This is a genomic window from Pseudomonas sp. M2, from assembly GCF_015751845.1.
In the GTDB taxonomy this organism is placed as follows: Bacteria; Pseudomonadota; Gammaproteobacteria; order Pseudomonadales; family Pseudomonadaceae; genus Aquipseudomonas; species Aquipseudomonas putida_E.
The window spans coordinates 737,339-756,402 of sequence record NZ_JADOUD010000001.1; the positions used below are offsets into that span (position 1 = coordinate 737,339).

The 19,064-nt window shown below is 63.9% G+C and carries 15 protein-coding genes; 4 read left to right on the forward strand and 11 right to left on the reverse strand.

Features of this window, described 5'->3' with window-relative positions; translation table 11 throughout:
- Positions 1-50: 50 nt before the first annotated feature.
- A complete protein-coding gene (locus IWW33_RS03560; RefSeq protein ID WP_046786507.1) occupies positions 51-482 on the reverse strand; it encodes a DUF2628 domain-containing protein in 432 nt (143 codons plus the stop codon).
- Between the two features lie 307 nt (positions 483-789).
- Here IWW33_RS03560 and IWW33_RS03565 point away from each other — a divergent pair, with 307 nt between their 5' ends.
- From IWW33_RS03565 to IWW33_RS03575, 3 genes are read left to right on the forward strand one after another with little or no spacing between them, the layout of a single operon-like run.
- Entirely contained in the window at positions 790-2,028 is a 1,239-nt protein-coding gene (locus tag IWW33_RS03565) for an exonuclease SbcCD subunit D C-terminal domain-containing protein (protein ID WP_115275439.1), read from the forward strand.
- A complete protein-coding gene (locus tag IWW33_RS03570; protein ID WP_174141802.1) occupies positions 2,025-5,669 on the forward strand; it encodes an AAA family ATPase in 3,645 nt (1,214 codons plus the stop codon). The genes IWW33_RS03565 and IWW33_RS03570 overlap by 4 nt, the downstream gene beginning before the upstream one ends.
- Positions 5,666-6,262 (forward strand): glutathione S-transferase, encoded by a 597-nt coding sequence (locus tag IWW33_RS03575; RefSeq protein WP_174141845.1) that lies wholly within the window; start codon positions 5,666-5,668, stop codon positions 6,260-6,262. Before IWW33_RS03570 ends, IWW33_RS03575 begins: the two co-directional genes overlap by 4 nt.
- A 7-nt stretch (positions 6,263-6,269) precedes the next feature.
- Here IWW33_RS03575 and IWW33_RS03580 read toward each other — a convergent pair whose 3' ends face one another.
- The 10 genes from IWW33_RS03580 to IWW33_RS03625 all read right to left on the reverse strand — a co-directional run bounded on the left by IWW33_RS03580 (position 6,270) and on the right by IWW33_RS03625 (position 17,964).
- The gene (locus tag IWW33_RS03580; protein ID WP_174141803.1) at positions 6,270-7,400 is read right to left on the reverse strand and encodes a lactonase family protein; all 1,131 of its coding nucleotides are present in this window, start codon (positions 7,398-7,400) and stop codon (positions 6,270-6,272) included.
- Complete coding sequence (locus IWW33_RS03585; RefSeq protein WP_115275578.1) at positions 7,366-7,656, reverse strand: DUF5629 family protein; 291 nt, start codon at positions 7,654-7,656, stop codon at positions 7,366-7,368. The genes IWW33_RS03580 and IWW33_RS03585 overlap by 35 nt, the downstream gene beginning before the upstream one ends.
- A 118-nt stretch (positions 7,657-7,774) precedes the next feature.
- Positions 7,775-10,150 (reverse strand): RND family transporter, encoded by a 2,376-nt coding sequence (locus IWW33_RS03590; RefSeq protein WP_119689133.1) that lies wholly within the window; start codon positions 10,148-10,150, stop codon positions 7,775-7,777.
- 17 nt (positions 10,151-10,167) lie between these two features.
- Positions 10,168-11,208, reverse strand: coding sequence for a YCF48-related protein (locus tag IWW33_RS03595; RefSeq protein ID WP_196914199.1), 1,041 nt, complete (start codon positions 11,206-11,208; stop codon positions 10,168-10,170).
- 247 nt (positions 11,209-11,455) lie between these two features.
- Positions 11,456-14,113, reverse strand: a complete 2,658-nt coding sequence (gene pepN, locus IWW33_RS03600; RefSeq protein ID WP_174141805.1) for an aminopeptidase N — start codon at positions 14,111-14,113, stop codon at positions 11,456-11,458.
- Positions 14,114-14,126: 13 nt separating this feature from the next.
- The gene (locus tag IWW33_RS03605) at positions 14,127-14,957 is read right to left on the reverse strand and encodes a DUF2797 domain-containing protein (protein WP_115275650.1); all 831 of its coding nucleotides are present in this window, start codon (positions 14,955-14,957) and stop codon (positions 14,127-14,129) included.
- Positions 14,954-15,214 (reverse strand): DUF1315 family protein, encoded by a 261-nt coding sequence (locus IWW33_RS03610; RefSeq protein WP_174141806.1) that lies wholly within the window; start codon positions 15,212-15,214, stop codon positions 14,954-14,956. Before IWW33_RS03610 ends, IWW33_RS03605 begins: the two co-directional genes overlap by 4 nt.
- 13 nt (positions 15,215-15,227) lie before the next feature.
- Positions 15,228-16,106: a rhomboid family intramembrane serine protease gene (locus IWW33_RS03615; protein WP_174141808.1), complete on the reverse strand. Its 879-nt coding sequence runs from the start codon at positions 16,104-16,106 to the stop codon at positions 15,228-15,230.
- Complete coding sequence (locus IWW33_RS03620; RefSeq protein ID WP_046786515.1) at positions 16,103-17,074, reverse strand: metallophosphoesterase; 972 nt, start codon at positions 17,072-17,074, stop codon at positions 16,103-16,105. Before IWW33_RS03620 ends, IWW33_RS03615 begins: the two co-directional genes overlap by 4 nt.
- Entirely contained in the window at positions 17,074-17,964 is an 891-nt protein-coding gene (locus IWW33_RS03625; RefSeq protein WP_012313480.1) for an NAD(+) kinase, read from the reverse strand. Before IWW33_RS03625 ends, IWW33_RS03620 begins: the two co-directional genes overlap by 1 nt.
- A gap of 43 nt (positions 17,965-18,007) precedes the next feature.
- Between IWW33_RS03625 and IWW33_RS03630 the strand changes: the two genes are divergently transcribed.
- A complete protein-coding gene (locus tag IWW33_RS03630) occupies positions 18,008-18,991 on the forward strand; it encodes a DUF1853 family protein (protein WP_115275655.1) in 984 nt (327 codons plus the stop codon).
- Positions 18,992-19,064 lie beyond the last annotated feature (73 nt).

The window sequence follows — 19,064 nt, forward strand, 5'->3', positions numbered from 1 at the left end:
CTCAGCCCGGATGCAATCCTGACCCTTCCCCCGCTGATCACCGGCAGCGATCAGATGAACCGATGCCCCTGAAACGGGTTCCAGCCCTGCTCCCCTTTGGTCTGTTTCAGGTAATAGGCATAATTGGTCAACATGCCATACAGCACGGCAAAGGCCACACTGATGCCCTGGTCCAGCGCCCGAGGCACCGCATTACCCGTGGCAGCCTCGTAAACGCCTTCAAGCAGCCCGATGCCCATAATGATGGCCAGCATGACCAGGTTCTTCTTCCACATGCCCAGGACGAACCAGTAGATCGGGCCAAAGAAGAATCCGAGGAAATTGTTGTTGATCAACAGTTTCTTGCGAAACGGCAAGGCGCGAAAAGCAGCTTTGTAACTCGTTTCACGTGGCCCTCCATGCTGATCGAAGAAAGCGAAACGCTCCTGCCATTTAGGCTTGAGGTTGGCGTAATCGGCCTGGATTTGTGGCGTGCTTTGCATAAAAATTCCTTTTCAAATTGGTTCCGGTAGCCCACACCAGCAGCATCGCAAGCGCCGCGGCCGGGGCGAAGATTAGATCATCGGCGATGGCCGGCAACAAGCGAGCAAATGGCCACTATGTCGACCCGTTCGCATAATGGAATGTCCCTGTAGCGCACTGCCCTCCCTTTCAACGCATCGAACACTGCCCGGCTCAGACAATCGCCAAGCCACTTGAGTTACCATACCGCCCTCCTTCGAGGGCTACCTTGGCGCTGTCATGACGCCAGATGCCGAAGCCTTCATGTCCCAATCCAACAGGTCATCCATGCGTCTGTTTCACACCTCCGACTGGCACCTGGGCCAAAGCCTGCACGGCCAGGAACGCGACTTCGAACACGCCTGCTTCCTCGACTGGCTACTCGGCCAGCTGCGCTTGCGCCAGCCCGACGCGCTGCTGATCGCCGGTGATATCTTCGACACGGTCAACCCACCGGTCAAAGCCCAGGAGCGGCTTTACGACTTCATCGTCCAGGCCCACGAGCAACAGCCGAAGCTGGATATCGTGATGATCGCCGGCAACCATGACTCCGGCTCGCGCATCGAGCTGCCCGCCGCGCTCATGCGCCGCCTGCGCACCCACGCGCTGGGCCGTGTGCACTGGCTCGACGAAGGCCAGCTGGATGCCGAACGCCTGCTGATCCCACTGACCAACGGCCGCGGCAAGGTGGCCGCCTGGTGCCTGGCCCTGCCCTTCCTGCGCCCGGCCGAGGTCACCGGCCCGCAGTTGGGCGACGACTACCTGCAGGGCATCAACCAGGTGCACCAGCAACTGATCGCGGCCGCGCAGAAAAAACGCAAGAAGGACCAGGCGCTGGTCGCCATCAGCCACGCGCACATGGCCGGCGGTGCTGTGTCCGAAGACTCCGAGCGCAGCCTGATCATCGGTAACGCCGAGGCCCTTCCGGCCAAACTGTTCGACAAGGCCATCAGCTACGTTGCCCTGGGCCACCTGCACAAGCCGCAGAAGGTCAACCGCGAAACCCGCATCCGCTACAGCGGCTCGCCGATCCCATTGTCGTTCGCTGAAATCAATTACCCGCACCAGGTGCTGGAAGTCGAGCTCGAGGGCACTGAACTGGTCAGCGTCGAAGCGCGCCCGGTGCCGCGCGCCGTGGCCCTGCAGCGCATCGGCCCTGCGCCGTTGGGCGAGCTGCTGGAGCAACTGGCCGAGCTGCCGGTGATCGACCTGCTCGAAGACCCCAACCGCCAGCCCTGGCTCGAAGTGCGTGTGCTCTTGGACGAGCCGCAGCCCGACCTGCGCCAGCAAATCGAAAGCGCATTGGAAGGCAAAGCGGTGCGACTGATCCGCATCGGCGCCGAATATGCTGGCCGTGGTAACGACGAAGAAAGCGATCTTGAGTTCGTCGAACTGTCGCAGATGACCCCGCAGGACCTGTTCAGCCGCGCCTGGGAACAGGCCTATGGCAACCCCGTCGACGAGCAGGCCCTGGCCGACTTCGCCCTGTTGCTGCAGGACGTTCAGCTGGAAGAGGAACAGCCATGAAGATTCTCGCCATCCGCCTGAAGAACCTGGCATCCCTGGCCGGCCCGGTCGACATCGACTTCACCGCCGAACCCCTGGCCAGTGCCGGGCTGTTCGCCATCACCGGGCCGACCGGTGCCGGCAAGAGCACCCTGCTCGACGCCCTGTGCCTGGCCCTGTTCGGCACCGTGCCGCGGCTCAACGCCATCGGCCGCGAAGCCAAGGTGCCGGACGCCGATGGCGACATCCCCACATCCGACCCGCGCAACCTGCTGCGCCGCGGTACCGGCAGCGGCTTTGCCGAGGTCGATTTCATCGGCATCGACGGCCACCGCTACCGCGCACGCTGGGAGGCCAACCGCGCCCGCGACAAAGCCAACGGCAAGCTGCAGCTCAGCCGCCAGAGCCTCTACGACCTTGACAGCGAGCAGGTGCTGGGCAGCGGCAAGAACGAATACAAGCAGCTGATCGAAGCCCGCCTGGGCCTGAACTTCGAGCAGTTCACCCGCGCGGTGATGCTGGCCCAAAGCGAGTTCAGTGCCTTCCTCAAGGCCGACGACAGAGAACGCAGCGAGCTGCTGGAAAAGCTTACCAACACCGCCATCTACACCCGCCTCGGCCAGCGCGCCTTCACCAAGGCGCGGGAAACCGGCGAAGCGCACAACGCACTGAAAGACCGTGCCAGCCACCTGCTACCGATGGTCGCAGAGGCCCGCGCCGAACTCGACGAGCGCCTGGAGCAGGCGCAGCAACAATTCAAGAACCACCAGGCGCGGCAGCGCCAATTGGAGCAACAGCGCAACTGGCTCAACGAACAGCGCCAACTGCAAGCCCAGCACAGCGAAGCCAGCGCGGCCTTGCAGGCTGCCGAGCAAGGCTGGCAAGCCCTGGCCGAGCAACGCCTCGACCTGCAACGCCTGGAGCGCCTGGCACCGCAGCGCCACCAGTTCCACCGCCAGCAAGTACTGACCGCGCAACTGGCGCCCTTGGCTGCGCAGATCGCAGCACAACACCAGCAGCAAGGCGAGCTGCAGACACGCACCGGCGAACTGCAACAGGCGCTGCTGGCGGCCCGCCAGTCGCTCGCCGACAGCCAGGCCCAGCACAGCGAAAACACCCCGCGCCTGCGCCAGGCGTTCGCCGGCCAGGACAGCCTGGCACGGCTGGACAATGAGCTGACAACGCAACGCACGGCCAGCCAGCAGGCCGACCAGCACGTCGCCGAAGGGCAGCAGCAACTGCAGCAGCTGGAAGAAAATCAGCAACGCAGCCTGCAACAGCTGGCACAGATCGACGAGGCACTGGCCGGTAGCCAACACCTCGCCGGGTTGGCAAACGCCTGGCAGGCCTACCTGCCCCAACTCAAGCAAGTGATGCTGATCGGCGGGCGGCTGAGCAAGGGCCGCGAAGAGCTGCCGGGCCTGCAGGCTCAGGCCAGCCAGGCCAACGTGCAGTTGCAGGCGCAGCGCGACCATTACGAACTGCTGTTCCGCGAAGCCAAGGCCGAACCACAGGCGCTGGCCGAGCAGATCGACCTGCTCGGCGGCATGCTCCAGGACAATCGCAAACAGCAGCGTGCCGTCGAAACACTGTCGCGCCTGCATGGCCGCGAGCTGGAGTTGCGCCAGCAACTTGAGGCCATACGTGAGCGCCAGCAGCAGGCCATGCAACAACGCCAGCAACTGATCGGCGAAGGGACTGCAGCCAAGGCCGAGCTTGAGGCCGCCGAGCAGGCGCTCACCCTCACCCGCCAACTGCTGGAGCGCCAGCGCCTGGCGCGTAACACCAGCGTCGAAGAGCTGCGTGGCCAGTTGCGCGACGGCGAGCCCTGCCCGGTGTGTGGCAGCGCCGAACACCCATTCCACCAGCCTGAAGCGCTGCTGCAAAGCCTGGGCCGGCATGACCAGGCCGAAGAGGACGCGGCGCAGAAGCAGGTCGAATCCCTCAATGGCAAGCTGGTGGAACTGCGCACCCAGCTTGGCGTGGTCAACGCCCAGCTCAAGGACTACCAGCAGCAACAGGTACAACTGAGCGAGCAATTGCAGCCATTGGTTGCGCAGGTGCAGGCTCACAGCCTGTGGCCTGCCCTCGCCCCCCAGGACGACAAAGCCCGCACGGCCTGGCTGGCCAACCAGCTGCAGCGCCTGGACGATGAAATTGCCAAGGACGAGAAACGCCAGAGCGCCCTGCTCGCCTTGCAAAAAGAGGCTGCCCGCCTCAACCAGCAATTGCAGGCGGCGCATGAAGCGCAACAGCAGGCCCAGCGCCACCTGGACCACCAACACCAGGCTCTGGCCAGCGACGAACAGCAGTTGCAGCAAGGCCTGGATGACCTGGCCAGTGTGCTGCCGGATGATGTCCTGAAGGCCCTAAGCGACGACCCAGCCAATGCCTTCCTCGGCCTCGATCAGCAGATCGCCCAGCGTTTGCAACAGCTGGAGCAACGCAAAGACGAGCAGGAAGAACAGCAAGCTCGCCAGGTACAGCTGGACAAGCTACGCGACCAGCAGCAGACACGCCTGCAGGCGCAGCAGCAGTTGCAGCAGACACTGGCCAGCCTTGTCGAGCAGCGCCAGCAGGCGCAGGCCAACCTCGCCGAACTGCTAGGCCAACATGCCAGTGCAGAAGCCTGGCAACAGCACCTGGAGGCACAACTGGAGCAGGCCCGTGCGGCCGATGCCGACACCGCGCAGCGCCTGCAGGACCTGCGGACCCAGGGCGTGAAACTGGCTGCCGAGCTTGATGCCAACGCCCAGCGGCAGCAGGCACTGGAGCAGGAGTGTCAGCAGTTGCAGGGCGCGATCGCCCAGTGGCGCAGCGAGCACCCCGAGCTGGATGACAGTGGCCTCGATCGCCTGCTGGCCATCGACGATGCGCAACTTGGGGCCCTGCGCCAGCAGCTGCAGCACGCAGAGAAAGCCATCGAACAAGCTCGCGTGCTGCTGCAGGAGCGTGAACAGCGGCTTGAGCAGCATAACGCCCAGACACAGGGCGAGCTGCCCGCTGACGACCTGGAGCAGACCCTGGCCGAGCTCCAGCAGCACCTCAACGTTCAGGAACAACAGTGCGCCGAACTGCGCGCGCAACAGGCCGATGACCAACGCCGCCAGCAGGCGCACCAGGCCCTGGCCGCCGAAATCGAACAGGCCCGCGAGCAGTGGCAGCGCTGGGCACGCCTGAATGCGCTGATCGGCTCGGCCTCCGGCGATGTGTTCCGCAAGATCGCCCAGGGCTACAACCTTGACCTGCTGCTGCACCATGCCAACGCCCAGTTGCGCCAACTGGCGCGGCGCTACCGCCTGAAACGTGGCGGCAGCGCCCTGGGGCTGCTGGTGCTGGACACCGAGATGGGCGACGAACTGCGCTCGGTGCACTCCTTGTCTGGCGGTGAAACCTTCCTGGTCTCGCTGGCCCTGGCCCTGGGCCTGGCGTCAATGGCGTCGAGCACCCTGCGTATCGAGTCGCTGTTCATCGACGAGGGGTTCGGCAGCCTCGACCCCGAGTCGCTGCAATTGGCCATGGACGCCCTCGACGGCCTTCAGGCACAGGGCCGCAAGGTGGCGGTGATCTCCCATGTGCAAGAGATGCACGAACGCATTCCGGTGCAGATCCAGGTGCGGCGCCAGGGTAACGGCCTGAGTGATGTCGAGGTATGCGGGTGATCCTTTACTCGTTTCGCCGTTGCCCATGGGCCATGCGTGCGCGCCTGGCACTGCGCTATGCCGGGTGCGAGGTACACATCCGCGAAGTGGCAATGAAGAACAAGCCGGCCGAGTTGCTGGCTTTGTCACCCAAGGGGACGGTGCCGGTGCTCGACACCGGCGAATGCCTGCTAGAGGAAAGCCTGGACATCATGCGCTGGGCGCTCGAGCGCAATGACCCGCAGGACTGGCGGCTGCAGGCTGACCCTGCAGCCGCACGACAGGCTGACCGGCTTATTGCCCGCAACGACAGCGAATTCAAGGCGCAGGTCAACCTGTACAAATATGCCGAGCGATACCCCGAGCACACACGCGAACATTACCGTCAGCAGGCCGAGGCCTGGCTGGCGGAGCTTGAACACCTGCTAGAGGGCCGGCCCTACCTGCTGGCCCACCACCCAAGCCTGGTCGACGCCGCACTGCTGCCCCTGATGCGCCAGTTTGCCGGGGTCGAGCCGCAGTGGTTCGCCAAGGCGGACTATCCGCGTGTGCGCAGCTGGCTGGAGGGATGGTTGGCGTCTGAGCTGTTCAACGCAGTGATGGCGCGCCCCTGATCGATAGTCACTCGATGAACTTCAAATCCGAAGGTGCGTCCTGCGCCAGGGTCTGCACAGTCTCACCCAGCTTGCCCGTACGCGGATCGCGGCGCATGACCACGATCTGGTTGCTCTTCTGGTTGGCCACCAACAGGAAGTTGTCACTCGGGTCCAGGGCAAACTCCCGCGGGTGGTCGCCTTCCACCGATCGACGCTGCAGGAAGGCCAGCTGCCCATCATCCTCGCCCACACTGAATGCAACGATCTCATTGGCCGTGCCGCGGTTGCTCACATACAGAAAGCGCCCGTCCGCCGAGAGGTGCAGGCCGCCTGCCGCCTTGGCCGCCGCGTCCTGCTGCTCGGTCAGCGGCAGGCGCTGGCGTTCGCGCAGGGCAGCATCCTCGACATCGAACATGACCACTTCGGCGCTCATTTCCAGCGTCAGATAGGCATGCCGCCCCTTGGCATCGAACAACAGGTGACGCGGGCCACTGCCAGCTGGCAGGTCGACCGATGCGGGGATGGCCGGGCTTAGCGGGCGGTCGGTGCTGGCGCCGTCGTAGCGGTAGATGAATACCCTGTCGGCCCCCAGGTCACTGGCATACAGGTGACTACCGTCCGGCGACAGCACCACTGAATGCACATGGGCACCGGCCTGGCGCTCGGGGTTCACCCCACTGGGCTCGTGTCCGGCCTGCTGCACCACATCCTTGAGTTTGCCGTCTTTGGCCACCGGTATCACCACCAGGCTGCCGCCCGGGTCTGGAGCAACGGCGTAGTTGGCAACGAACAAGTAACGCTGGTCGCGGCTGAGGCTGGCATGCGTCGGTTCGTCGCCACGGGTGGCAACCTGGTTCAGCGGCTTGATCTCACCCTTGCTGCTCACGCTGAAACTGCTGGCGTGGCCCTTTGGCGCCTCGTTGACCGCGAACAGTTGCCGCTGATCCGCCGAAAGCACCAGCCAGGAAGGGCTGACGCTCTTGACCACCTGCTGCGGCGCAGGGCCGATGAGGCCAGTCTTGCTGTCGAACTGGTAACGGTAGATACCTTGGCTCGCACCATCGGTATAACTGCCCACCAGCAGCGTGACGGCCTGGGCATTCAAAGTCAGGCTCATGAGGCTAGCGGCCAGCAGGCTCGTCCAGGTCGGGTTCATCGTCGTCTTCATCCGGGGCGCGAAAGGCACTCATACAGACTAGACGATGCTCGCCCTGGGCATCGTGCAGTTGCCACTCGTCACCGGCGCCGATGGCAGCGGCGACCTGTTCGGCAGTGAAGGCCCAACGCCGGTGTTGGCGGCCGTCCATGCATTCGACCGTCAGGCCTGTTTCATCAAGGTTGAAGTCGAAGGCGTGCAGGCCATCGATCAGTAGCATGTCGCAGGATGCGAGGGCGGTGGCGAGGGGAGACATGAAGGTACCAGCTGAAAAAGAGGCGACAGTATAGCCTTCGCGCCGCTTTGCAGCCCAGTCGCCGCAGTTCGTCGCCACGACAAACCGGCGATTGGGCCGCAAAGCGGCCCTCCACCATTCAATGGGCGAAGATCGAACCGCCCTGCTTGCCTGCCATCTTCTCGGGCTTGATCAGGAACCGCGCCAGTGCCGGCAGCAGCCACAGCGCACCGAACATGTTCCACAGCAGCATGAAGGTCAGCATCAGGCCCATGTCGGCCTGGAACTTGATGGCCGAGAAGATCCAGGTGCACACGCCGATGGCCAGGCACAGGCCGGTGAACAGTACCGCCTTGCCGGTCGAACGCAGGGTCTGGTAATAAGCTTCCTGCAGCGGCAGGCCGGCACGCAGGAAGCTCTCCAGGCGGCTGTAGATGTAGATGCCGTAATCGACGCCGATACCCACGCCCAACGCCACCACCGGCAAGGTGGCGACCTTCACGCCGATCCCCATGAAGGCCATCAGCGCATTGCCCAGTACCGAGGTCAGCACCAGCGGCAGCACGATGCACAGGGTGGCAGCAAAGGAGCGGAAGGTGATCAGGCACATCACCGCCACGCAGATGTACACCAGGATCAGGATGGTCAGCTCGGCCGACTTGATCACCTCGTTGGTCGCAGCCTCGATCCCGGCGTTGCCCGCCGCCAGCAGGAACTGCAAGCCGTCCTTGTCATGGCTTTCGGCAAACGCCTTGGCAGCGCTGGTGACACGTTCCAGGGTTTCGGCCTTGTGGTCGTTGAGGAACACCAGCACCGGCGCCAGCGAGCAGTCGGCGTTGTACAGGCCGTCGGCACGGGCGATGGAGTTGTTGAGGATGTCCGGGTTGCGCGACAGGGTTTCCCATTTCAGGCTGCCCTCGTTCATGCCCTTGATCACCTGCTTGGACACCGTCACCAGGGAAATCGCCGACTGCACGCCGGGGGTGTTCTCCATGGTCCACATCAGCTCGTCGATCGGTGCCATGGTCGAGTGGATCGAGCAGCTCTCCGCCGGCGTCTTGACCATCACCACCAGCACGTCGGAGCTGGTCGAGTAGTTGCTGATGATGAAGTTGTTGTCCTGGTTGTAGCGCGAGTCCGGGCGCAGCTCCGGCGCGCCCTGGTCGAGGTCGCCGATCTTCAGGTTCTGGCTGTACCACAGGCCACCAGCGAAGGCGACCAGGGCCAGGGCGATGGACACCGGTGCCACCTTGGCGCTGGCGAAGTTCGACAGCAGGCGCCAGAACGGATGCTCCCGGGTGGCGTCCTTCTTGCTGCGCTCGATGGCCTTTTTGCTGATGCCGATGTAGGAGATGGCTACCGGCAGCAGGATCAGGTTGGTGAAGACGATCACCGCCACACCGATCGACGCACCGATGGCCAGCTCGCGGATCACGCCGATGTCGATGATCAGCAGGGTAATGAAGCCCACCGCATCGGCGAGAATCGCGATCATCCCGGGCAGGAACAGCTGACGGAAGGTGCGCCGGGCAGCGGTCAGGGCATTCTCGGCATCACTGGACTGCAGGGCGATGCCGTTGATCTTCTGCACCCCATGGGAAATGCCGATGGCAAAGATCAGGAACGGCACCAGCATCGAGTAAGGGTCCAGGCCAAAGCCCACCACATGCATCAGGCCCAATTGCCAGACCACTGCCACCAGGGTGGTGATCAGCACGGCGATGGTGCTGCGGATGCACCAGGTGAACCAGTAGAGCAGGACCCAGGTGATGACCAACGCCACCCCAAAGAACATCGCCACCATCACCAGGCCGTCGATCAGATCACCGACCTTTTTGGCGAAGCCGACGATGTGCACCTTCACATTGGGGTTCTGCGCCTGGAACTTGTCGCGAATTTTCTCCTCGAGCAGGTGCGAGAACTGCTGGTAGTCCAGCTTGACCTGCTTCCCGGGGTCCTGCGGATCGGGGTAGCTTTCCAGCAAGGGTACATCGACGATGCTGGACTTGAAGTTGTTGCCCACCAGGCGCCCGACCTGGCCGGACTTGAGCACGTTGTCGCGCAGTGAGTCGAGGCTGTCTTGCGAACCGTTGTACGTATTGGGGATTACCTCGCCGCCGGAGAACCCCTCCTCGGTGACTTCACTCCAGCGCACGCTGGGGCTCCACAACGACTTGAGGCCCGCGCGGTCGACGCCGGGGATGTAGAACACCTCATCATGGATCTGGCGCAGGGTCTCCATGTAATTCTTGTCGAAGATGTCGCCGTTGACCGCCTCGACCGAAATGCGCACGGTGTTGCCGAGGTTGGCCAGGTCGTTGCGGTGCTCCATCATCTGCTCGATGAACGGATGCTCGAGCGGAATCATCTTCTCGAAACTGGTCGAGGGGCGAATCTGCGCGGCCTGCCAGAACAGGAAGATGCTCACCAGCACGCACAGGGCGATGACCACCGGGCGGTTGTTGAAGATCAGCCGTTCCAGCAGCGTGGGTTTGTCTTGGTGGTGGGGCTGCATGATGCTCTCTCGGCTGGTCATGGGCGAGGCTCCTCGGCTGCCTGGTCGGCACCTTCGCCGGTGGCCAGATGTAAACCGCCCTGCCCTACCAGCAGCAAGCCGCCATTGGCCAGGCCACTGACACCGGCCAGGGCAATGCGGTCGGCGCGGTTGTAGACAGTGAAGCTCTGCCCGTCATCAATGCTGCGCAGCACGCTGCCGCCATTGCCGACCAGTATCAGGCTGCCATCATCCAGAAGCGTAGCGCTTGCCAGGCCGAATTCGAGGTTGCCGCGCGCGGCCTTGAGTTCGATCGGCTGCCAGCTATCACCAAAGTCCGTAGAGCGGAACAGGTTGCCGCGCAGGCCGTAGGCCAGCAGTGTCTGCGGCTGGGCGGTGCCGATCACGCCGAACAGCGAGCCCTCGTAGGGGCCATCGAGCTTGCTCCAGCTCTGGCCGCTGTCGCTGGAGCGAAACATGCTGCCCTGCTCGCCGACGATGAACAGGCCGGCATCCCTGATCTGGGCAATACCGTTGAGGTGCATCTGGTCGGGGTTGTCCAGGCGCTCGGCGACGTCCTGCCAGTGCTGGCCGCCATCGCGGGTTTCCAGCAGTGCGCCGTAAGCGCCCACGGCAAAGCCGTGCTGGGCATCGAGGAAAGTGACATCGAGCAACGGGGCTTCACGGGCAAGGTCTTCGAACTGCTTGCTCCAGGTTGCACCGCCATTGTTGCTGGCGAGGATCTGCGCATCGTGCCCGACTGCCCAGCCACGCTTGTCGTCGACGAAGAACACTGCGGTGAGCAATTGCCGGGTAGGCACCCGGGCCTGGGTCCAGGTCTTGCCCTGGTCATCGGAGAACAGAATGTGGCCGCGATCGCCCACTACCACCAGGCGCTTGCCAGCATGAGCGGCATCGATCAGCAGGCTCTGGCTGGCCTTTGCCGATTCGGTGGAATACTCCTGGGCAGCGGCGGCTTGCGTGCTGCCCGCCCACATCCCCAGTGCCAGCGCCAGCATTGCGCCGGCCGCCAACGGCCAGGCACCGCGCCTGGCCTGCGTCATTACCCGCTCCCTCATGACCGTCCCCTGTTTGTTGTTCTTGGTGGGTCTGTGCCTTGCAGGTACTGCGAAAACCTTGTGGTAGAGGCCTGCAATAGCTTCGGGCCATCGTAGCGGGGATGTTTGCGGGAATACAACGAGCGGGACGTTATGTTTTGTTAACCAGAAACGAGGGGCTGTTGCACAGCCCAATCGCCGGCAAGCCGGCCACAGGTACTGCACCGCCCTGAAGCCATGTGCAGTACCTGTGGGAGATCCCAGGCATTTATGCCAGGCTTTTGCTCACCACTTCATACACATCGCTGGACAGCGCCCCGGAAGCGAGAATCCGCTCCAGCTCGCCCTTCATCAGCGCCTGGCGCGCGTCGTCATACTTGCGCCAGCGGGTCAGCGGTGCCAGTTGACGCGAAGCGATCTGCGGGTTCAGCGCATTCAGTTCGATCACAAGGTCCGCCAGGAAGCGATAACCCGAGCCATCGGCCGCATGGAAGTTGACCAGGTTCTGTCCGGCAAACGCACCGACCAGCGCACGCACCTTGTTCGGGTTTTTCAGGGTGAACGCCGGGTGCTGCATCAGCGCCTTGACCCGCGCCAGCCCGCCCGGCAAGGCACTGGCTGCCTGCACACTAAACCACTGATCCATGACCAGCGGGTTGTCCTTGAAGTGCTCGGCGAACGTTTCCAGGGCCTTGGCACGCTCGGCCTCGAACGGCGAATTGACCAGCACGGCCAGCGCCGTCAGCCGTTCAGTCATGTTGTCGCAGTTGTCGAATTGCTCAAGGGTCGCTGCCAGCACCTGCGGTTTACCGCTGAGCATCAGGTACGACAGAGCAATGTTCTGCAGGCTGCGACGGGCGAAGTGCTCGGCTGCGGCGACGTAGGCGGTGTTGCGCGAAACCTCGCGGTGCGCCTGATAGCGCGCCCACAGGCCATCGAACAACTGCTCGGCGATCTGCCGGCGGGCGAATTCGCGTGCCGTGTGGATGGCGTCGACATCAGCCACCTGGCTGATCTCGGTCAGGTAGGCTTCGCCCGGCAGCGACAGCATCTCGGCAACCATCGCGGCGTCCAGCGACTCGTTGGCCAGAACAGTGCCCAGGGCAGTGATCAAGCGCTGATCGAGTTTCAGTGCTTCACCACGCTGATGCTGGCCGATCAACTCCTGCAGTACCTGTACCGACAGTTGCTGACCCGCTTCCCAGCGGTTGAAGCCATCGCTGTCGTGCTGCATCAGGAACATCAGCTGGTCACGGTCGTACGGGAAGCTCAGCTTCACCGGCGCACTGAAGCCGCGCAGCAGCGATGGCAGCGGCTTGGCCTGGATACCTTCGAAAGTGAACGTCTGCTCGGCCTCGGTCACCGACAGTACGCGGCCAGTACCAACAGCGGCGGCCTCACCGGCCAGGCGCAGTGGCAGGTCGTTGCCCTCGGCATCCAGCAGGCCCAGCTCCACCGGGATCACGAACGGCAGTTTCTCGGCCTTGTCCGGCGTCTGCGGGCAGCTCTGGCGGAAGGTCAGGCTGTAGGTTTGAGCTGTGGCGTCGTAGACCTCGCTGACATCCAGGCGCGGCGTGCCGGCCTGGCTGTACCAGCGCTTGAACTGGGTGAGGTCGACGCCGTTGGCGTCTTCCATGGCCTTGATGAAGTCATCGGTGGTCACCGCCTGGCCATCATGGCGTTCGAAGTACAGGTCGCTGCCCTTGCGGAAACCCTCGGCGCCCAGCAGGGTACGGACCATGCGCACCACTTCGGCGCCCTTCTCGTACACGGTCAGGGTGTAGAAGTTGGAAATCTCGATGAAACTGTCCGGGCGCACCGGGTGGGCCATGGGCCCTGCATCTTCGGCGAACTGGTGGGTTCGCAGGTAGGCGACGTCCTCGATGCGCTTGACCGTGCGCGAGTTCATGTCGGCGCTGAATTCGGCGTCGCGGAACACCGTGAAACCTTCCTTGAGCGACAGCTGGAACCAGTCGCGGCAGGTCACGCGGTTGCCCGACCAGTTGTGGAAATACTCGTGGGCGACCACGCCTTCGACACGCTGGTGGGCAGCATCGGTGGCGGTTTCGGCGCGGGCCAGCACGCAGGTGGAGTTGAAGATGTTCAGGCCCTTGTTTTCCATGGCGCCCATGTTGAAGTCGTTGACCGCGACGATCATGAAGATGTCCAGGTCGTACTCACGGCCATAGACTTCCTCGTCCCAGCGCATGGACTTCTTCAGGCTGACCATGGCGTGGTCGCACTTGTCGATGTTCTCGGGCTCGACATAGATGCGCAGGGTCACGTCGCGGCCGGACTGGCGCACGAACGTGTCCTCGACGCACCACAGGTCACCGGCCACCAGCGCGAACAGGTAGGCCGGTTTCATGAACGGGTCTTCCCAGGTCGCCCAATGGCGGCCATCTTCAGCCGGCCCGCTGCCGATCGGGTTGCCGTTGGACAGCAGCACCGGGTAGCGATGCTGCTCGGCGATCACCGTGGTGGTGAAGGTGCTCATCACGTCCGGGCGGTCGAGGTAGTAAGTGATCTTGCGGAAACCCTCGGCCTCGCACTGGGTGCAGAACATCTTGCCGGACTTGTACAGGCCTTCCAGCGCTGTGTTGCTCTCGGGGTGGATCTTCACGCTGGTGTCGAGGGTGAAACGCTCGGCCTTGGGGTGCAGCGTGAGGCTGTCGGCTTCGAGCTGGTAGTCGCTCGCCTGCAGTTGCTGATCGTCCAGCGAGGCGCGCAGCAGCTCGAGCTGCTGGCCGTCGAGCACCAGTGGCGGCAGGCCGGCACCGCGTGCCGGATTGCGGCGCATGACCAGTTGCGCATGGACCAGCGTGTGGTCCTCGAACAGCTCGAAGGTCAGGTGCGTCTCGTCGATCAGGTACTCGGGCGCCTGGTAGTCCTTGAGGTAGATCACTTGCGGTTGTTCGGTACGCATGTGCAGGTCCTTTTTACTGGAGCACGGCCAACTGGTAGGCCGTGTACTTGCGAATATTGATCACGCCGGTGTCGAAGATCAGGTACTGCCCCTTGATGCCCAGCAGCGTGCCTTCCACCACCGGGTCCTTGTCGAGGTTGAAGCTGACGATCTTTTTCGGGTAGGCCTGGACCGGGTATTTCATCTGCACCACTTCGGCATCGGGCAGCGGCTGGATCGCCTGCAGGCCGAAGCGCGCCTGCAGATCGCGCAGGCCATCGGCGCAGGCATCGAAGATCTGCTCGCGAATGGCCACCAGGTCGAGCACCTCGGCTTCGCCCTTGAGCAGCGCGCGCCAATTGGTGCGGTCCGGCACCTGGCTGCGCAATACGTCTTCGACCAGGCCCGATTGCTGGCGGGTCGCCACGCGCATGATCGGCAACGCCTGGCTCGCACCCTGGTCAAGCCAGCGGGTGGGCAACTGCGTAGCGCGGGTGATGCCAACCTTGACCCCGGACGAGTTGGCCAGGTAGACCACGTGGTCGGTCATGCAGAACTGCTCGCCCCAGGACGGCTCGCGGCAGGTGCCGGCGTCGTAGTGGCAGCGTTCCGGCGCCATGATGCACATGTCGCACTGGGCCAGCTTGGTCATGCACGGGTAGCAGTAACCCTGGCTGAAGCTGGTCTTGGTGCGTTTGCCGCAATGGCTGCAGTGAATGGCGCCGAGGTATTGCAGGCGCAGGGTCTGGCCGATCAGCGGGTTGACCGGCACCTGCGTGTCATCCAGGCGAAAACTGTACTGCACCACGGGTGCTTCCAGGCTTACCGCCATCTTGCTCAAAGAGCCACGAGCGAGTTCGATCAATGTACCGAGTCCGACTTGAACAGAATGTTAGGGATCGGCGCAGACTTCGATGCGCACTCCTGGGACCCCATGTAGCCGGTACGCTGGTCTTCTGGCAGGTTTTTCATCTCCCAGGCGATCACCGCCTGCAGCGACAGCTCCTTCTGCTCGGCGGTGAGCTTGCGGCCATCGGACCATTTGCCGATTTCCACGGCCGTTTTCAGGCTTTCGTAGATCTGCGGCGTGATGTTTTCGATCATTTGCGCGAACGTGGACATAGCGTCTCCTAAATCAAGCGGACAGTTTACGCCGCGCCAGCGCACCACCCAAGAGGCCCGTCAGGCATCCGATGAGCAGCCCGCCGACGTGCGCGGCGTTGGCGATCTGGCCAAAACCGAGTTGGCCGACCACACCGGTCAGGCAGATGACCAGCCAGATGAGCATCATCACCAGCACGCCCTTGGGCAGGCTGAAGTGTGGGTTGGGCGCCAGCCACTGGTACAGCCAGACATGGCCGAGCAAGCCGTACAGCACCCCGGACAGGCCGCCGAACAGGCTCGGGCCACTGGTGTAGTGCTGGGCCAGGTTGGACACCAGGCTGAACAGCAAGGTCAGGCCAGCCAGCAACCAAGGGCCCTGGCGCAGTTCGATGCGCTTGCCCAGTTCCCAGTACCACATGCCGTTCATGGCCAGGTGCAGTACGCCGAAGTGCAGCAGCATCGGCGACACCAGGCGCCACCATTGGCCTTCGGCAAGGCCCTGGGCCAGCGGCGTGAAGTGCAGGTATTCACCCTGGACGCGGTAGTCGAGGAAGGTGAACCAGCTGATGGTGGTGAGGTTGTCGCCCAGGCGGGTAAGGCCGGCGACGATCAGGCACAGGAACAGGACGGCAGCGGTGACCTTGCAGGCTTTCGCCTGCTCGGCCAGTGTCGGCCCTTTCGCCGGCAAGTCGCCTTGCGCAGGGGCCTGCGCAAGCTCGACATCAGCGTTGCCGTCTGGGTAGCGCTGGTACAGCTCAAGGACATCCGCAGCCATGGTTTCCGGTGCCCAGAGGACCTGGGCTTCGCCTTCTTCGCTGACCCGGTGCGGCACCTGCAGGCGTTGCAGCAGGTGCACGAAGCCGCTGAGGTCGACCGACAGCGGCAGGCGCATCACTTCGACGATATTCATTGATTGGCCTGCGGTCGATCGACGTCGACCCAGACGAACTTGTGCGGGTCGATCCGGGTTTCATCATCCAGCCGATAGGCCGCCAGCTTGCCGTACAGCACCGCACTGTAGTCCAGGCAGGCCAGGTTGGGGCGGATCGGCGCCGGGCGGCCGCTGCGCCAGTAATGGCCGACGAACAGCAGCGGCTCCTCTTCGGCATAGCGTAGCAAGGCATTTTTCTCGGTGTGGCTGAGCGGCGTGCGGGCCACCTCATCGGGCAGCGCGTCAGGCTGGAAGACGATGTCGCCATAGGTCTTCGGGTCTTCTTCCCAGAACTTGGTACGGAAGAAGGCGCGGGTCAGGCCATCGCCGCCGGTCAACGTCAGGCCGTCCGGCAGGCGCATGTCGGTGCCGCGCAACAGGCGGTTGCAGACCGTGGAGGCGAAGCTGCCGGGCACGGCCGAGGCCTGGATGAAGTGTTCGTCGATGCGCCCGTCGGGGTATTGCTGGCGCAGCGGGTCGATCAGCCGCGGGTCCCAGCAGGCATGCACCAGGCGGAACCGCCCGGCGTCGACGAACAGCGGCATGTCGTAGAACCACTGCAGAAAATCGTGCCAGTCACCGGGGTGGTGGGCGAACTGGGTCAGGGTCTCGTCGATCAGGCGGGCATGGCGCGGCGTGTGCTCGCGCACGTAGGCCTTGCCGCTGCCGGGCAGCGCCGGGGTTACCCAGCCCAGGGCGTTGTATTCGTGGTTGCCCATGATACAGAAGGCCTGGCCGGCCTCGACCATGTCGTGGACGATGTGCAGCGCCTCGCGGATACGCGGGCCGCGGTCGACGATGTCGCCGAGGAACAGCGCCTGACGCCGCGGGTGGCACCAGACGCCACCGACACGCTTGTAGCCGAGGGTGTCGAGCAGGCGTTCGAGGGTCAGCGCACAGCCATGCACGTCACCGATGATGTCGAAACTTCGCGCCGGATCGAACATCAGTCGTCCCTGCCCCCCAGGCGGCTGCCCCAACCGAGCTTGGTGCGGCAAACCTCGTAGTAATTGTGGCCCAGCGGGTGGATCAGGCGCAGTTTCTGCGGCTTCTTGCTCACGGTGATGGTATCGCCGGGGGCGCAGGTGAAGTGGTTCTGACCGTCACAGGATACCTGCGGGTAGATCTGCAGGTCCTTGGACACCACGATCTTCAGCTCGCTGTTGCCGTCGACCACGATCGGGCGGCCCGACAGGGTGTGCGGGTACATGGGCACAATGACAATGGCGTCGAGCTTGGGGTGCATGATCGGGCCGCCGGCCGACAGCGCGTAGGCGGTCGAGCCGGTGGGGGTGGCGACGATCAGGCCGTCGGCCTTCTGGCTGCAGACGAACTGGCCGTCGATGTAGATCTCGAACTCGATCATCCGCGTCGACTTGCCCGGGTGCAGGACCACATCGTTGAGCGCATCGCCCTGGCCGATGGCCTCGTGGTGGCGGCGCACCTCGGCCTGAAGCAGGAAGCGGTTTTCCACCAGGTAGTGGCCGTCGAGCACTGCGGCGACCTTTTCTTCCAGCTCGTCCGGACGGATATCGGTGAGAAAGCCCAGGTTGCCGCGGTTGATCCCCAGCACCGGAATGTTGTGCCGGGCCAAAGCACGCGCGGCGCCGAGCAGGCTGCCGTCACCGCCGACAACGATGACCAGGTCGCATACTTCGCCCAGCAGCTTGCGCGTGGAGGTCTGCAGGCCGTGGCCAGGCAGCACTTCGGCAATGGTGTCCTCGAGGATCACGTGCAGGTGGCGCTCGAGGAGGAATTTTTTCAGTCGGCGAATGGTGTCGAGCACCTGCGAGCTGCCAAGGCGGCCGATGATACCGATATTGCGAAATTGCTCCATGGGGCTCCTGCAAGGCTCTGCGGCGGGTGACTATGCCGCGATTATGGGCGAAACGACCGGGCAGCGGCAAACCGGCTATGCTCGCAGCATGATGCCTTTCGCCGAACTCCACGACCTGCCTCGCCAATTGCGCCGAGCCGCCGTGCGCGACTTGGCCTGGACGCTGCTGTCGCCACCGCTGCTGAGCACACCGCCCTGCCCCCAGCGCCATCCGCTGGCCGGCAGCACCTGGGCGGTAGACCCCCAGCGCCTGAAAGACTGGTTACAGGCGCTGGATGCCGACGATCAGCCCCTGCGTGAGTGGCTGGCAAACAGCACCAGCCGGCGCCTGGGCCTGTACTACGAAGGCCTGTGGCAGTTCGCCCTGGGCCAGGCGCCCGGTGTCGAGCTGCTGGCGGCCAACCTGGCGATCCGTACCGGTGGGCGCACGCTGGGCGAGTTGGATATTGTGCTGCGCGATGCCGACGGCACCCACCATCTGGAGCTGGCCATAAAGCTCTACCTGGGGCCAACGGACGGCCAAGGCCATGACCCCGCGCAGTGGCTCGGGCCGGGTTGCCATGACCGGCTGGGCACCAAACTGGCGCACCTGGCCGGGCACCAATTGCCCATGTCGGCAGACGCACAAAGCCGTGAGGCGCTGGCCGGGCTTGGTATTGGCCAGGTACAGGCACACCTGTGGCTGGCGGGGTATCTGTTCTATCCGTGGTTTGGGCACGCCGAATCGCCTGCAGGGGCCAACCCGCTGCACCTGCGCGGGCGGTGGTTGCGGCGGCGGGATTGGGCACTGGCCAAGGTGGGACGCTGGCAGCCCCTGCCCCGCCATGCCTGGCTGGCACCGGCAAGGTTCGAGGCCGATCAAGGGTGGACCGCGCGGCAGTTCGCTCAATGGCTTGAGGGGCTTGACCCGCAAGCACCGGCGCAGATGCTGGTCCGGCTTGAACCAGGCCCGGAAGGCGAATGGCATGAGGTGGACCGCGTGTTTCTGGTGGCTGACAGCTGGCCGCACTTGCACCTTAGCGGGTAAACCACCCCGGCATTGAGAGCAGCAGGCCGCAAACACAATTTCACCGACCCAGCGCAAAGATTTAATTGCAGCA